Source organism: Marinitoga sp. 1197, from assembly GCF_001021165.1.
Taxonomy (GTDB): Bacteria; Thermotogota; Thermotogae; order Petrotogales; family Petrotogaceae; genus Marinitoga.
Genome location: NZ_AZAY01000020.1, coordinates 1 through 16,719, shown reverse-complemented (window position 1 = coordinate 16,719; position 16,719 = coordinate 1). Strand labels below are relative to the sequence as shown.

The window sequence follows — 16,719 nt, the reverse complement described above, 5'->3', positions numbered from 1 at the left end:
TATGGGAGAAATGGATGTTTATTTAAATGTTTTTATCGAAGAAGCAAATGAAAATTTACAAAAACTAAACGATGAATTATTAGATTTAGAATCCAATCCAGATAATATGGAAAAAGTAAATGAAATTTTCAGGGTTATGCATACCTTTAAAGGTATGGCAGGTACTATGGGATTTGACAAAATTGCAAAAGTATCACATAAAATGGAAAATATTCTGGACAAAATAAGGAAAGGCGAAACAAAAGTTACCTCAGATTTAATTGATTTACTTTTTAAAACACTTGATGCTCTTAATGAAAGTATAGCAGATATTTCAAATGGTGGAAAAGGAAATTTAACTTCTTTAGATGATTTAATATCTATATTAGAAAAATACATTATGGAAAATATAGAGACATCACAAAATCCAAATGAAAATATTCCAGTTCCATCTCAAACTGCTAATGCTTCTGATAAATTATCTCATTTAGATGATATAACAAGAGAATCATTAAAGAATTTATATAATGCCGCAAAAGAAAAGAACCTTAACTTCTTTTTGATTAATGTTAAATTTGATAAAAACGTACAGTTAAAAGCCGCAAGAGCTTTTATGGTTTTACACAAAATCGATGATTTGGGAGGTGAAGTTGTTTATACAAACCCATCATCACAGGATATAGAAGATGAAAAATTCGACCTCGAAATTGAATTAGGCGTAATAATAAATGTCTCTGCTGATGAGTTAAGAGAAAGTCTATTAGGAATTTCTGAAGTTGAGAGCATTGCTATAAATGCTTTTGAAAGTGAGGATTTTGAAAAGCAGAATAGTGTCCCAAAGGAAATAAACAACAATAAAAAAGAGAGTGTCTCAGTGGAAAAGCCTTCCACATCAAAGAAAAAAATACAACTTCAATCAGTAAGGGTCGATATTGAAAAATTAGATCAATTGATGAATTTAATGGCTGAATTGGTTATTTCAAGAAGTAGAATAACTGAAACATTAAGAAAATATGAAATAAAAGATGTTGATGAAAGTCTTGCAAATTTAAGTAGAATAACTCTTGATTTACAAAATATTGTTATGAAAATCAGAATGATTCCTATTGCATTTGTTTTCAATAGATTCCCCAGACTTGTTAGAGATACTGCAAAAAAATTAAAAAAAGAAGTAAATTTAATAATTGAAGGTGAAGATACTGAACTTGATAGAACTGTTGTAGATGAAATAGGTGATCCTTTAATTCATTTAATAAGAAATGCTATAGATCATGGAATCGAGCCTATTGATGAGAGAATAAAGAAAGGAAAATCAAAGGTTGGTACTATTAAATTATCCGCATGGCATGAAGGTGATGGAGTTGTAATTAGTGTTGAAGATGATGGAAAAGGATTAGATAGAGAAGTAATCGCAAACAAAGCAGTAGAAAAAGGACTTGTTGATTCTTCTATGATTCAAACAATGAGTGATGAAGAAATTTTCTCATTTATATTTCTACCTGGATTTTCTACTAAGAAACAAGCAACAGATTTATCCGGTCGTGGTGTTGGGATGGATGTTGTTAAAACCGTTGTTGAATCCTTAAATGGTAGTGTTACTATCTCTTCAAAAAAAGATATTGGAACAAAAATAATTATAAGACTTCCATTGACATTATCCATAATACAGGTTTTGTTAGTAACAATTGACGATTTTGTTTATGCAATACCAATTGCCAATATTGATACAACACAAAAAATGACAGATGGTGATATTAGAATAGTTCAGGGAAATGAGGTTTTTGTTTTAAGAGGTGAGGTCATTCCTTTAATAAGATTAAGAAATGTCTTTAAAATGGAAAGAAATGATAATAATTATATAGAAAAGGTTGTTATTGTAAAAACCGCAAATAAAAAATATGGTGTTGTCGTTGACAGTCTTTTAGGACAGGATGACATAGTTATAAAACCTTTGGGAAAATATTTAAATAGTGTAAAAGAATTCAGTGGCGGTGCAATTTTAGGTGATGGTAGAATAGCTTTAATACTTGACATCACAAACCTAAATGAAATATAAAGAGGTGATTTTATGCAAAAAGAAATTTTATCTTTTGAAATTTCAAATCAGGAATTTGGAATCGATGTTGAATATGTGGAAATGGTTATTGAAAAAGAGGATATTACGCCTGTTCCAAATGCAAGAGAATTCATTGAGGGAATTGTAAATTTGAGAGGAAGAATTGTACCAGTTTTTGATTTAACAAAAATTTTAGACTTAGAAATTGATGAAGATTTCGAATTTGATAGTATAATTATAATGAAACATAATAAAGAAGAATTGGGAATATTAGTAAACAAAGTAAATAATGTAATTTCTTTTGATGATGAAAAACTAGATATTCTCCCATCAAAGAGCGGAAAATTCATCGGGAAAGTTAATGGAGTTTTAAAAATAAGTAACAGGTTAATTGTATATCTTAACCTTGAAAATCTATTTGAATCAATAGAAGTATAATAATATTATGTGGAGGTGCTTTTAATGGCTTTAAAAGTTTTGATAGTTGACGATGCAGCTTTTATGAGAATGTTATTAAAAGATATTATTACAAAAGCGGGGATGGAAGTAGTTGGTGAGGCTGCTAACGGTCAGGAAGCTATAGCTAAATATACTGAATTAAAACCTGATGTTGTTACTATGGATATTACAATGCCTGTAATGGATGGAATTCAGGCAATAAAAGAAATTAAAAAGCAAGACCCTGCCGCAAAAGTAATTGTATGTAGCGCTATGGGGCAGCAAGCAATGGTTATCGAAGCTATACAGGCAGGTGCAAAAGATTTTATTGTTAAACCTTTTCAGGCTAATAGAGTAATTGAAGCTATCCAAAAAGTTTCAAGGGGGTGATTTTACGCCCCTTACTTTTTCATCAACTCAAACAACTCTTATTAGTAGTTGGACTTTATGGGCTTTCTTTTTGATTTTTTTTCTTTTGTTATTCATTATATTATTATTATTTATTCAAAAAAAATTAATAAATAAAGGGTTATTAAATACTCCCTCTGTAAGAATAGTTAAAAAATTCTATATCGATAGAAATTTGACTTTAAATATTATAAAAGTACTAGACAACTATTATCTGGTACTGACAAACAATAACTCTATTTCATATCTTGATAAATTAGAATATGAACAGCTTGCTGAACTATTAAAAGGGAAAAAAGAATTTTTTGATACTTTTGTTGGAGCTTTAAAAAGGGAGAAAAAAACAAATGAAGAAATGTTTAAATAAAAAATATATTTTAATAATTTTATTTTTATTTTTGTTTTTTATAGGTAGTGCACAAGAACCATTACCTATTCCTGAAATTACCATAAACATTGGCGGGAATACACCTGGACCAAATACTTTAATTCCGACCCTTGAAATATTATTATTACTTTCTATCTTAACTTTAGCTCCATCTTTTATAATGATGTTCACATCATTTATGAGGATTATAATTGTATTATCATTTTTGCGAACAGCCCTTGGTAGCCGTCAGGCCCCTCCAAATCAGGTTTTAATAGGTATAGCTTTAATTTTAACTTTTTTAATAATGTCACCTGTTTTTAATCAAATATATCAAAATGCTATAATACCGTATTCTGAAGAAAAAATATCATATACACAAATGTTTGAAAATACATGGAATCCTATTAAAAATTTTATGATAAACGAAATTGTTTCTCATAAAAATCAGGATAATATTTTTATGCTTGCATCAAGTGTAAAAAAAGAAATTAAAAATGTTAATGATACACCACCAGAAATATTAATCCCTGCTTTTGCTTTAAGCGAACTAGAAATTTCTTTTAAAATGGGAGTTTTAATTTATATTCCTTTCATAATTGTTGATATGGTTGTAGCAAGTATCCTTTTATCAATGGGAATGGTTATGATACCTCCAATAATGATTTCTATTCCTTTTAAACTACTTTTATTTATTCTTGTAAACGGATGGGATTTATTAATAGGAGGTTTAATCAGGAGCTTCCAAACATCAGGAGGTTTGTAAAATTGACATTAGAGGTTTTTATAGATGTTTTTAGAGATGGAATTACTGTATTTTTAACAATTATTTCACCAATACTGCTGGTAAGCTTAGGTGTTGGATTAATTATAAGTATTTTTCAAACTATTACTTCAATCAATGAGCAAACACTAACATTTGCTCCAAAAATTATTATTACATTTCTGGTTGTAGGATTATTATTTGGATGGATTGCACAAAAACTAATGGATTTTACCTATCAAATATTAACAACATTTTTTGGAATGATTTAATATGAATGTAGTAGTGTTTTTAGAAACAAAATTCTGGATTTGGGCTATTATTTTTTTTAGAATCATAGGCTTAAGCGTTTCAGCACCGATAATCGGCTCAAGAGCTATTCCATTTTATTTAAGACTTTTTTCATCATTGTTTATATCCTGGATTACTTTACCTCTGGTAAATCTAACTATGCCAGATTTGCCTGTATTTTATTTATTTACAATAATGCTAATTAATTTTTTTCTTGGGATTTTAATAGGTTTAATATCATACATTCCAATTGCTGCTATTCAGTTCGCAGGACAATTTTTTGCATTTCAAATGGGTTTTGCAATGGCTGGGATATTTGATCCAATAAGTGGAGAAGAATCTCCTATTATCGGGCAATTATCTTTTTTAATAGGTGTATTTGCATTTTTATCATTTAAAATGCATGTTTTACTGTTTCAGGTAATTATAAATTCATTTCATACTATTCCATTAATTTTTTCTATGGATGTTAAATTTTTTCCTGAAATTATTTCTACATTTGGAAAAATTTTTGAAATAGGAGCACAACTTGCAATTCCAATGAGTGCATTTATGTTAAGTGTAAATATTAGTTTAGGTATTGTTTCAAGAATGATTCCACAAATAAATGTTTTTATAGTTGGACTTCCTATAAATATATTAATAGGTTCTCTTATTCTATTAAGTATTATAGGAGTGTGGACAGAAATATTCAGTATTAATATGTCGGAGATTATAAAATGGATAAATTCTATAATGACACTTATTTTAAAATAAGTAAATTTAAAATAAATATTCAGCTTTTTGCTGATCCAAGCAAAACAGAAGAACCTACACCAAGGCGATTACAACAGGCAAGAGAAGAAGGTAATGTTCCTGTTTCAAAGGAACTGCTTACAGCTTTTTCCTTTTTAGGTGTAGCTACAGTATTTTATGTCCTTTCAAAATATTTATTTATTGATTTAAAAAGTTCTTTTAATAGATATTTAAATCTTGACACAAGTTTTTTAGATGAAAATGCCTTGATGAATTTGTTAATTCAACAAAAAAACTTATTTATAATTATTTCATTATTTTTATTTTCATCTGCCATTATAAGCCTTATTTTGGGAATGATACAGACAAAATTTTTATTTACCCCAAAAGCTATGAAATTTGATCTGGGAAAATTAAATCCAATAAAGGGTTTTCAACGAATTTTTTCTATGAAAACCTTGTTTGAACTCTTAAAATCTTTAATAAAGTTGTTTTTAGTTGGTTATATTTCTTACAGTGTTGTAAAAGGCAAATGGGAAAATATCATTTCTTTACCATATTCTAACATAGAATCAACAATTTCTTTTTTATATGCTCTAATCATAGAAATATTTTTTAAATTAGGATTATTGATGTTTCTATTAGGGATATTTGATTTCTGGTATCAAAAAAGAGAATATAAAAAGAATTTGAAAATGACAAAACAAGAAGTGAAACAGGAAATGAAAGATATAGAAGGAGATCCTATGGTTAAATCCGCAAGAATAAGAATGTTAAGACAGATTATTAATAAAAATATGATGAAAGAAGTACCAAAAGCCACCGTAGTTGTTACAAACCCAACTCATTATGCTGTTGCTATTAAATATGAAGAAAGTGAAACTAACGTTCCAATAGTTGTGGCAAAAGGACATGATGAGCTGGCACTTAGAATAAAAGAAATCGCAAGAGAAAATCATGTCCCTATCCACAGAAATCCTCCAGTTGCGAGACAATTATATGAAAGAGTTGAAATAAATGATGAAATACCAGAAGACATGTATGAGATTATTGCAAAAATAATAGCTTCTGTTTTGAAACCAACGAGGTGATTAAATGGGAGAAGCTTTAAATAGATTTTTTAAACAATTGGATATCATAGTTCCTTTATTAATTGTCAGTGTCGTTATATTAATGGTTATTCCAATTCCACCTTTTCTTTTAGATTTTCTTCAAATGGCTAATATATCATTGGCCATTGTTTTGTTACTTGTTACCATGTATATTAAAAATGCACTCGAAATATCTGCTTTTCCAACTTTATTATTAGTTACAACATTATTCAGATTATCTTTAAACGTATCGTCTACAAGGTTAATATTATTACAGGGAAAAAATTTCCAAGGGAAAGTGATAAGAGCATTTGGGGATTTTGTTGTTGGAGGAAATTATGTAGTTGGTATTGTTATATTCTTAATTTTAGTTATTATACAATTTGTTGTTATTACACGTGGTGCAGAAAGAATCGCCGAAGTTGCAGCAAGATTTACACTTGATGCATTACCTGGAAAACAAATGAGTATAGATGCTGATTTAAGCGCTGGTATTATCACTGAAGAAGAAGCAAGAAAAAAACGTGAAGATATTAGACGTGAAGCAGACTTTTATGGTGCAATGGATGGTGCCTCTAAATTTGTTAGAGGTGATGCTATTGCCGGCATTATAATTACAATTATAAATATTTTAGGTGGTTTGATTATAGGTGTTTTACAACAGGGATTAAATATAGGGGAAGCTGCTCAATTATATACACTTTTTACTGTAGGTGATGGATTAGTAGCTCAAATACCTGCTTTATTAATTTCAACTGCAACTGGTATAGTTGTATCAAGAGCCGCTTCAAAAGAAAATCTTGGTAAAGATTTATTAAAAGAACTTTCTTCTGAAAAACGTGTATTATATATGACTGGTGGAGTTATTCTAACTTTAGGACTTGTTACCCCATTACCTGTAATGCCTGCCTTATTATTGGGTGGAGGTATGGTAATTTTAGCTTACTTATCAACAAAAGGTTATTTGCAAAAAATGGTACCTGCAGCAGGTCCAAAAGAAGGATTTGAACCTTCTTCTGCTGGAGAAGCTGAAGAAACTCAAAGGTCTATTTCAGGTCCTCCTTTAACATCTGCCGAAGAAGTTTCAGAAATAATACAGAGTGATGTTTTAGAAATAGACATTGGTTATGGACTGATTCCATTAGCAGATCCATCCCAAGGTGGAGATTTACTTGAAAGAATTACAATGGTTAGAAAGCAAATAGCCTATGAGCTTGGTATAGTAATAAGTCCAATCAGAGTAAGGGATAGCGTACTATTAAGCGCGAATGAATATATAATAAAATTAAAAGGTGTTGAAGTTGGGAGGTTTGAATTATTTCCAGAAAAACTGTTAGCTATTAATTCTGGAATGGCTACTGAAGAAATACCTGGAATACATACAAAAGAGCCTTCTTTTAATCTTGATGCATACTGGATTGATGAAAATCAAAAAGAAAATGCTGTTAATCTCGGATATACAGTTGTTGATTCACCAAGCGTTTTTGCAACGCATTTATCAGAAATAATCAAAAAATATGCTCATGAAATACTTGGTTCCAAAGAAACTGAAATGCTCATAGAAGGATTAAGAATTAAAGATCCTTCATTGGTGGAAGAATTAACACCTATGGTATTTAAAACATTTGAAATTAGAAATGTTTTAAAAGAACTTTTATATGAAAGAATATCAATAAGAAACTTACCTGTTATATTTGAGAAATTAATGGAATTAGGAAGCAATGAAATTAAAGATATCGTTTCGCTTGTTGAAGGAGTTAGAAGTGCCTTGGGGCGACAAATATGTGAAAGTGTAAAATCAAATGATGGTGTATTGCATCTTCTTATACTTGATAAAAATACGGAAAATACATTAAACAATTACACAATTGAGTATGGAGGAAACTATACATTGGCTTTATCTCCACAATTATCTCAAACACTTATTGATAATATAAGTCAAATGTTAGAATCACAAATGATGAAAGGGTATAATCCTGTTATATTATGTAGTTCCCCTTTAAGATTTTATTTTGCAAGATGGTTAGTATCAAACATTCCAAATGTAAATGTTATTTCATATAATGAAATAATTCAGGAAATCCCCATTTCCGCAGACGGTAATATAAGCATTTAGATAAACGTTTAGAGGTGAGTTTATGAAAATAAAAAAATACATTGTTAATACTATTCCTGAAGCAATGGAAAAAATCCGAAATGAATTAGGTGAAAACGCTTATATTTTAGATACCAAACGAATTAATAAAGGTGGTTTCCTTGGACTCGGTGGGAAGAAATATATAGAAGTTACTGCTGTTTTAGAAGATAATGTGGAAACAATAATAAAGAATAGCCAGAAACCCTCTGGAGCAGGTTTTTCTAATAATTCTCAAGGAAAAATTAACGAAATCAGAGAAATGGTTGAAAGAAACAAAAGACTTGACGAAAGAATTAATAGAACCAAAAAGAAAGGATTATTTGAAGAAAACTCTTATGCGCCAGGCAATGATAAACTGGAAATAACCGCAAAAAATGAAATTTTAAAGTTAATTGAACAGCAAAGAGAAGTTTCAAAATTAATTGACAATGATGCAAAAAATTTTTATGAAAAAGATAAATTTGAAAATTTAAATTATAGAAAAGTAACGTATAATAGGATTCCTGATCAGTTTTATAATCAAAAACCTTTTAATAAAAAAATATTTGATAAAAATGAGAATATAAAAAATACTATATCAAATAATATATCGAAAAATCAAAAAAGTTCTCAAAATGAATTAACAGAAATAAAAAACTTAATAGAAAAACTTTCTAAAAGAGTTATTTTGAATGGTATAAATCCTTTTATATCCGAATTAATTGAATCACTAAAAAAACAGGATTTATCTGATAAACTTATAGAAGATATAATAAATAACCTCCCAAACGAATTAAACAAAGAAAACTGGAAATCAGATGAAAAATTTAAAAACTTATTATTTGAAACATTAAAAAACAATTTCAAAATAGATGTTCCAAATGTTTATGGTACAATAATGCTTATAGGACCTACAGGAGTAGGTAAAACTACTACATTAGCTAAAATTGCTGCTTTAAATAAATTGAATAGTAATAAAAGTGTTGCAATTGCCACTATAGATTTATATAGAATTGCAGCAACTGAACAATTAAAGACTTATGCAGAAATTATGGATATTCCAGCATCTATATGTTATACTCCTACTGAATTAAAGACAACTGTTGAATCTTTAAAAAATTATGATATATTGTTAATAGATACAGCAGGAAGAAGTCATAAAGATGATATTCAAATAGGTGAATTAAAAATGTATATTGATTCTATAAAACCAAATTATATATTTCTCGTTATTTCAGCTAATATGCGTTTACGAGATATGATAGATGTATATAATAAATTTGCCATTTGTAAACCTACACATCTAATAATCACTAAATTAGATGAAACTTCATCATATGGACAGATACCTTCTTTAATTAAAGAAACAAATTTGCCAATTAGTTATATTACAACTGGGCAAAATGTTCCAAATGATATTGAATTTCCAAACTTTCAAAAGTTATTTAACCTCTTTTATGAGGAGTTGACATTATGAGTATTATAAAAGATCAGGCAGAAAACCTTAGAAAAACATTTTCTAAAAATCAAACTAAAATAATATTGGTAACTGGTGGAAAAGGTGGTGTCGGAAAATCTATTATTGCAGTTAACACTGCCGTAAACCTTGCGAAAATGAATAAAAAAGTCTTAATTTTTGATACAGATGCTGGATTTGCCAATGCTTCTATATTGTTAGGTGTATCACCATCTGTTAGTATTAAAGATTATTTTGATAAAAAGTTGACACTTGATGAGTGTATAATAAAAACACCTTATGGCATAAAATTATTAAGTACAGGAATGGATATTAAAGATTGGATATCTTTTCAAAAGAATTTTACACGAAAAGCCATTGAAGAATTTTTTAATATTGCAAAAGAACATGATTATGTAATAATTGATGTTAGTGCTGGATATAATGAAAACTTGAAACCTTTTTATATTGCTGCAGATAATATACTTTTAGTTACCACTCCAGAACCTACAGCTATAGTTAATGCATATACTGTGGTTAAGGCTTTATCTATTCTGGAAGTAGACGGTATTGTTGATGTTGTCATAAATATGATAAGAAAAAAATCGGAAGCTAATACTGCTGAACAGGTTTTGAGAAAAACAATAAAAGAATATCTATTTAAAGATATAAGGAATGTTTTTTATATAAATTTTGATCATATTGTCCATGACAGTGTTAAATCTCAAACTCCTATATCAAGTTTTAAACCCTCTTCTAATGTTGCTAACGATTTAATGAATATCGCTGAAAAAATTGAGAATGATAAATTATTTAATAATCATAAAAATAATAATTTATTAAAAAAATTACTTTTACTTTTTGGTTTTTATAATAGGTGAAATTATGGATAAAAAAAGTTTTATTAAAAGGATTTTTCTTGTTTTTTTTCCAGGAAATTCTATTAGAATATATGCAAAAGATGATGTTTTAAAAGCAAAAATAAAAACATTTAAAGGAAAAGAAATTAAATTAATATCTCCAAAATATAACTTCAAAATCGGTGATGAAGTCATATTAGAATCTATGTTTGAAGGTGCTTATTATCAGGCTAATTTTCAAATAAAAGATATTGTAAATTTTGGGAATAATGAAATTCTTTTATCATTAAATTTGACAAGTACATTTAAAATTAAAAACAAGCGTATTATTGAAAGACATTATATCTCTATTCCTGTTTTAATTGAAGATAAATTTAAAGGTTTAATGTGGGATTTAAATGAAAATTTTCTTGGTATTGTTTTATTAAATGAATATCTAAATGAAATAAAACAAAATCTCAGCATTAAACTATCAATAATAAATTTTAATATAATTTTTCACGGTACTATCGTTAAAATAAGGCAGGAATTCTTTAATTTAAGTAAATTTATATATGAAATAAAGATATTACAGGATCCAACAGGCTTATTTGGTCATTATTTAGAATACATTAGTGGAAAAAAATTTTTTGAAGATAAAAAAAATTCGGAGGTGCAATCTGATGAACAATGAAGATTTTGATTTTTTCATGTCTGCTTTTAGAGAAATAACGAATATTGGAATGGGTAATGCTGTTAGCTCCTTATCAGTGATGTTAAATAAAAAAGTTGATATTTCAGTGCCAAACTTAGATGTAATAAAATTATCAGATATTTTTTTAAATATGGAAGAGCCTGATGAAATATATGCATGTTCTTATGTAAAAATGGAAGGTGATTTGGATTCATCTTTGGTATTTCTAATTGAAAAAGATTCTGTAAAAAGATTAATCAAAGAAAGTGTAGGTTTAGAAATACAAAGTATTACAGAATTAGATGAAATGTCATCTTCAATGATCGGAGAATTAGGCAATATAATGTTTGGATCTTATGTAAGTGCTATTTCTCAATTTTTAAATATAAATTTGCAGGTAACACCCCCTCAGGTTGCTGTAGATACATTTGCATCTTTAATCGCCGAATCTATTGTAATGAGTATTACATTTGAAGATGAAGTTATATTAACAGAAACTGAAATACAGGTTGAAGATTGGGAAAATGTCATCAAAGGAAAAATTGTTTTTCTTATGAACGAAGAAAATAGAAATAAATTATTTGATTATGTAAAAAAAGTGTTTTATGGGGGTTAAAAAATGAAAAAAATAATAGGAATTGGAGAATACTTTTCTTCAAAAAGTCCAGATATTTTAGTTACTTTAGGTTTGGGTTCATGCGTTGGTGTCTGTATCTGGGATAAAAATAAAAAAATTGGCGGATTAATTCATGTAATGTTACCAAAGTCTCCTGGTTCGAATGTTAACAAACCGGGGAAATATGCTGATCTTGGAATTCCTTTGTTATTAGAAGATTTAAAAAAATTGGGTGGTTCTAACTATACTGCGAAAATATTTGGTGGAGCTGCTATGTTTAAAGGTTCATCAATGGATGTAGGACAGAAAAATATTATTGCTGTAAAAGAACAGCTTAAAAAAGAAAGAATTAGAATTATAGCTGAAGACACTGGAGGAAACAGAGCAAGAAGTATAGAGTTTAACCTCGATACTGGTGAAGTTATGGTTAAAAAGGTGGGTGGTGGTGAAAAAGTTGAAATTTTCAAATTCTGAGTTAAAATTATATGCTATATTATTCTTTATTTTTCTATTTATAAATTTAGTAATATCAAAGAATTTTTTTATAACTTCCATTTTACGTTCTATAATAAGCATTGCTGTAATCATGATTTTAAATACAACTATAAAGGCAGTGATTAATAAATAATGAAAAATATAAATAGAGATGACATAATAAAAAATTTCTTGCCTAAAATAAAATATATAGCTTTAAATTTATTATCCACCCTTCCAAAAAATGTAGAACTTGATGATTTAATACAGGAAGGGATTATAGGATTGCTTCAATCATTAGATAAGTATAATCCCAAAAAAGGGGTGTCTTTTTATTCATTTGCTATAAAGAGAATAAGAGGAGCTATGCTCGACTATTTAAGAAAAATTGATTGGCTTCCAAAAGAGTTAAGACATAAAATAAAAAAAATGGAGGAAATTTTAGCTAAACAAAATATAGACGATTATATAAGTGATGATGAACTGGCAAATATTCTTCAGATTTCAGAAAAAGATGTAAAAAAATTAAAGGTTGAATTGCATAGAAGCCATATATTGAGTTTAGATTCTTTTTTATTAACAAATAATGAAATAAATGTTGAATCTGATATTGATGAAAATGACCCGGAGATTTTAGCTTATAAAGATATTTTAAAAAATGAACTCAAAAAAGCTATATTGAGTCTAAATGAAAGAGAGCAGCTTATACTATCTTTGTATTATGAAAAAGAATTGACCTTTAAAGAAATTGGTAAAGTTTTAGATATTTCGGAATCTCGAGTTTCCCAAATTCATACTTCAATTATCAGCAAATTAAAGAAAAAATTAGGCGGTGATTAACATGCCTGACCCTATTAACCTGAGCATTTCATACATTACTAATGTTGATATTTCAAATAATATACAGAATTTAAACAATGCACTTTTAGCAGCGCGTACAACTAATCTGGAAGAACACATAAAAAAGAATGAAGAAGCTAAGTCTCAGGTAAAAAACACCGATGAAAAATCAGAATCTAAAAATATTAATGCAGATAACAAAGGCACATCTCAAGAATATAAACAGAGACAGAAGTCTAAAAAAGAGAATTCCGAAAAGAAGCGTTTAATTGTAGATGAATATAGAGGACATTCATTGGATATAAGAATTTAACGGACGAAAGTCCGTTTTTTATATGTGAGGTGGTTCAAATAATAAACGAGATAATCAAAAAATCAAAAAAGAAATATAAAATATTAATTTTCCCAGAAACATGGAATTTAGAAAACTTTTTAGAAGAAAATATTTTTCTATATCCAAATTACGATATTTTCCCATTTGAATCTATAAAAATATCAAAAAAAATAAATGCTTCAAGGATAAACACTTTATATAATATTTTAAATCAAAAAGAATTGACAATCTTTACAACATTTCATGCATTATCAAGATATACTATACCAAAAAATATTTTTAAAGAAAATATTTTTAATTTTTCACTCAATGATGATTTCGGTATTAATCCCTTTTTATATGGATATGATAAAGTCTGGAATGTATACGAATTTGGCGAGTATTCACATAAAGGCTTTGTAAAAGATATATTTATTCCTATATACAACAATCCAATTAGAATAGAATTATTTGATAATGAAATTACAAGGATAACTCAATTTGATATTAATTCTCAGAAAAGTATCAATAATCTTAAAAACTTTATATTTATTCCTGGCACTGAGTTTATATATAAATTCGAAAAAAATTTTTATAAAAATATAGAAAAATTAAAAGAAAAATATCATCATAAAGATATTCCAATTGAAATTGAGAAATTTGAAACTATACCCGGTTTATTATATGAAGAAAAAAATACAGTACTTGATTATATTGATCTAAAAAAAACTGATATATTTATTATAAATGAAAAAGAAAGTATTAAGTCTTTTTATGAAAGAGAAAGAGAAAATTTAGAATTTATATCTTCAGATTTTTATAAAACCATATATAAAGAATACAGTGGAAAAAATTTAGAAAACATTATAAATTTAAAATATAAGTCTATAGAAATTGATAAGCATAACTTTATTATAAAAAAAATAGCACATAAAAAAAACGAATCCTTACCTATCTTAGATTGGGAAGATTTGAAAATCAATGATTTAATAGTTCATGAAAATTATGGAATAGGTATATATAAAGGATTAGAAAAAGTTAAAACAACTTCTGGAGAAAAAGAATTAATAAAATTAGAATATGCAAATAATGCAAAAGTATTTTTACCTGTAGAGAGAATAGACAAAATTACTAAATATATAGGAGACAAAGATTTAGTTAAAATTGATAAAATTGGATCGTCTTCATGGCAAAAAAGAAAGAAAAAAGTCGAAGATAATATTAGGCAAAAAATAAAAGAACTGATAAAATTGTATGCTTTAAGAGAATATACTACCGGTATATCGTTAAAGGGCGATGAAGATATTGAAGAACAATTCAAAAAAACATTTGAATATATTGAAACAATTGATCAGGAAAAAGCTATAGAAGAAACATTAGCTGATTTATCTTCAACAAAACCTATGGATAGGTTAATTGCGGGTGATGCCGGTTTTGGGAAAACAGAAGTTGCATTGCGTGCTGTTGTCCGATGCGTAAGTTCTGGCTATCAAGCTGCTATCCTTGTTCCAACCACAATATTGGCTCAACAATATTATAATAATATAAAAGAGAGATTTGAAGAAATTGGTATAAACATAGAGATAATAGATCGCTTTAAAACCTTAAAAGAAAAGGAAAAAATTATAAATAATATAAATTCAGGAAAAATTGATGTAATAATAGGAACACATGCTTTATTAAATAAAAAAATACAATTTAAAAAACTTGGACTTTTAGTGATTGATGAAGAACAACGATTTGGAGTATTTCAAAAAGAAAAACTAAAAGAATTATCTCACGGAATAAATGTTTTAACAATGAGTGCAACACCTATACCAAGAACCTTATACTTCTCACTAACTGGGTTAAGAGATTTATCAATAATTTCAACTCCACCTTTTGGGAGGATTCCTGTAGAAACTTTTGTATTCAAATATTCCAAAAAAATTATAAGAACAGCAATATTGCGAGAAAAAGCCAGAGGAGGGCAAGTTCTATATATACACAATAGAATTAACGATATAGAAAATGTAGAAAATTCCTTAAGAGAAATAGTCCCAGAAGCTAAAATTATTGCTGCTCATGGTAGAATGCCTAAAAGATATCTATCAAAAATAATAAAAATGTTTTATGAAGGTGAAATAGATGTATTAATATCCACAACAATTGTAGAAAATGGAATTGATATACCAAATGCAAATACATTAATTGTTGATGATGCTGAAAAATATGGAATTTCTCAATTATATCAATTGAGAGGTCGCGTGGGAAGAAGTAATAAAAGAGCTTTTGCATATTTTCTATATAAAAATAATTTAAAAACAGAAACCATGAAAAGATTAGAATCAATAAAAAATATTACAGGTCCGGGAAGCGGATTTAAACTGGCTTTACATGATTTGGAAATTAGAGGATTTGGCGATTTACTTGGGGTAGAACAAAAGGGACATATAAATAATATTGGATTAAATATGTATAAAGAAATATTGAACAAAACAATAACTGAATACTATTCTAAAGATATAAAACAACAAGTATCCGAGAAAATTGATCTGGAAATAAAAGGTATAAAAATGCCTATTATCATACCTGAAAAATATATATCTAATCCCATTGAAAGAATGCGTATATATAGAGAAATCGCCAATGAAAATAAAATAGACAACATAGAAAATATAAAAAAAGATATAGAAGATAGATTTGGAAAAATCCCAATTGAACTTGAAAATTTATTAAAATATACAAAACTAAGAATTATAGCATATCAAAAAGGAGCTAAAAATATTGAAATATATGATAATACATTAATAATAGAATATAAAAAATCACTTGATATTGATATCAAGAAGCTTAAAAAACATTCGAGAAAATTCAATCATTTTCCAGAAGAAAAAAAGATTATTATATATACAACAAATTCGGAAAAAACTCTATTTAATTTATTTTATATTTGAATTTATAAATATATCTTATGAGCTTTTGCTTTCGCAAAAGCTTTTTTTATTAGTTGACAATTTTTTACGTTAAATCCTCTTCACCAAATTTTTTACACTATCTGCCAATCTAATAAACAGTTTAATTATTAAAATTCCTAATAAAACGTAAATAATCAAAGCAATTAAAACTGAAATTAATATTATTATTATAAAGAATTGTATTAAACCATTAGAATTTTCTAATAACATTTTCTCTGGTATTGAATATAATAAAACAAAAAACCCCCTGATTATTTAACAGGGGGTAAAATAAAAAGAGGGGCGC

General features: G+C 27.5%; 18 protein-coding genes. All 18 read left to right on the top strand.

The annotated features are described in order from the left end of the window. Position 1 precedes the first annotated feature (1 nt). The 18 genes from X275_RS06000 (at position 2) to mfd (ending at position 16,412) form a co-directional block, all read left to right on the top strand. A complete protein-coding gene (locus X275_RS06000; RefSeq protein WP_047267991.1) occupies positions 2-2,035 on the top strand; it encodes a chemotaxis protein CheA in 2,034 nt (677 codons plus the stop codon). Positions 2,036-2,047: 12 nt separating this feature from the next. Beyond that, positions 2,048-2,473, top strand: coding sequence for a chemotaxis protein CheW (locus tag X275_RS05995; RefSeq protein ID WP_047267990.1), 426 nt, complete (start codon positions 2,048-2,050; stop codon positions 2,471-2,473). A gap of 24 nt (positions 2,474-2,497) precedes the next feature. Continuing rightward, positions 2,498-2,863 (top strand): response regulator, encoded by a 366-nt coding sequence (locus tag X275_RS05990; RefSeq protein ID WP_047267989.1) that lies wholly within the window; start codon positions 2,498-2,500, stop codon positions 2,861-2,863. 70 nt (positions 2,864-2,933) lie between these two features. Then, positions 2,934-3,248: a flagellar biosynthetic protein FliO gene (locus X275_RS05985; protein ID WP_047267988.1), complete on the top strand. Its 315-nt coding sequence runs from the start codon at positions 2,934-2,936 to the stop codon at positions 3,246-3,248. Further along, positions 3,229-4,014 (top strand): flagellar type III secretion system pore protein FliP, encoded by a 786-nt coding sequence (gene fliP / locus X275_RS05980; RefSeq protein ID WP_047267987.1) that lies wholly within the window; start codon positions 3,229-3,231, stop codon positions 4,012-4,014. Before X275_RS05985 ends, fliP begins: the two co-directional genes overlap by 20 nt. Before the next feature lie 2 nt (positions 4,015-4,016). Beyond that, a complete protein-coding gene (gene fliQ, locus X275_RS05975; RefSeq protein WP_047265001.1) occupies positions 4,017-4,283 on the top strand; it encodes a flagellar biosynthesis protein FliQ in 267 nt (88 codons plus the stop codon). 1 nt (position 4,284) lies between these two features. Further along, complete coding sequence (gene fliR / locus X275_RS05970) at positions 4,285-5,058, top strand: flagellar biosynthetic protein FliR (RefSeq protein ID WP_047267986.1); 774 nt, start codon at positions 4,285-4,287, stop codon at positions 5,056-5,058. Then, positions 5,022-6,128, top strand: coding sequence for a flagellar biosynthesis protein FlhB (gene flhB / locus X275_RS05965; protein ID WP_047267985.1), 1,107 nt, complete (start codon positions 5,022-5,024; stop codon positions 6,126-6,128). Before fliR ends, flhB begins: the two co-directional genes overlap by 37 nt. Positions 6,129-6,132: 4 nt before the next feature. After that, positions 6,133-8,244 (top strand): flagellar biosynthesis protein FlhA, encoded by a 2,112-nt coding sequence (flhA, locus tag X275_RS05960; protein ID WP_047267984.1) that lies wholly within the window; start codon positions 6,133-6,135, stop codon positions 8,242-8,244. Between the two features lie 22 nt (positions 8,245-8,266). Then, complete coding sequence (gene flhF, locus X275_RS11085) at positions 8,267-9,721, top strand: flagellar biosynthesis protein FlhF (protein WP_052913689.1); 1,455 nt, start codon at positions 8,267-8,269, stop codon at positions 9,719-9,721. Further along, entirely contained in the window at positions 9,718-10,581 is an 864-nt protein-coding gene (locus X275_RS05950; protein WP_052913687.1) for a MinD/ParA family ATP-binding protein, read from the top strand. Before flhF ends, X275_RS05950 begins: the two co-directional genes overlap by 4 nt. 4 nt (positions 10,582-10,585) lie before the next feature. Then, positions 10,586-11,233, top strand: a complete 648-nt coding sequence (locus X275_RS05945; RefSeq protein WP_047267983.1) for a hypothetical protein — start codon at positions 10,586-10,588, stop codon at positions 11,231-11,233. After that, on the top strand, positions 11,223-11,849 hold the full coding sequence (locus X275_RS05940; RefSeq protein WP_047267982.1) for a chemotaxis protein CheC: 627 nt from the start codon (positions 11,223-11,225) through the stop codon (positions 11,847-11,849). Before X275_RS05945 ends, X275_RS05940 begins: the two co-directional genes overlap by 11 nt. A 3-nt stretch (positions 11,850-11,852) precedes the next feature. Further along, the gene (gene cheD / locus X275_RS05935) at positions 11,853-12,323 is read left to right on the top strand and encodes a chemoreceptor glutamine deamidase/glutamate methylesterase CheD (RefSeq protein ID WP_047267981.1); all 471 of its coding nucleotides are present in this window, start codon (positions 11,853-11,855) and stop codon (positions 12,321-12,323) included. Next, the gene (locus X275_RS11520) at positions 12,295-12,477 is read left to right on the top strand and encodes a hypothetical protein (RefSeq protein WP_156168707.1); all 183 of its coding nucleotides are present in this window, start codon (positions 12,295-12,297) and stop codon (positions 12,475-12,477) included. The genes cheD and X275_RS11520 overlap by 29 nt, the downstream gene beginning before the upstream one ends. Beyond that, entirely contained in the window at positions 12,477-13,163 is a 687-nt protein-coding gene (locus X275_RS05930) for a FliA/WhiG family RNA polymerase sigma factor (protein ID WP_047267980.1), read from the top strand. The genes X275_RS11520 and X275_RS05930 overlap by 1 nt, the downstream gene beginning before the upstream one ends. Position 13,164: 1 nt before the next feature. Further along, positions 13,165-13,476, top strand: a complete 312-nt coding sequence (locus X275_RS05925) for a hypothetical protein (protein ID WP_047267979.1) — start codon at positions 13,165-13,167, stop codon at positions 13,474-13,476. Positions 13,477-13,505: 29 nt separating this feature from the next. Beyond that, entirely contained in the window at positions 13,506-16,412 is a 2,907-nt protein-coding gene (gene mfd / locus X275_RS05920) for a transcription-repair coupling factor (RefSeq protein WP_047267978.1), read from the top strand. The last annotated feature ends 307 nt before the right edge of the window (positions 16,413-16,719 follow it).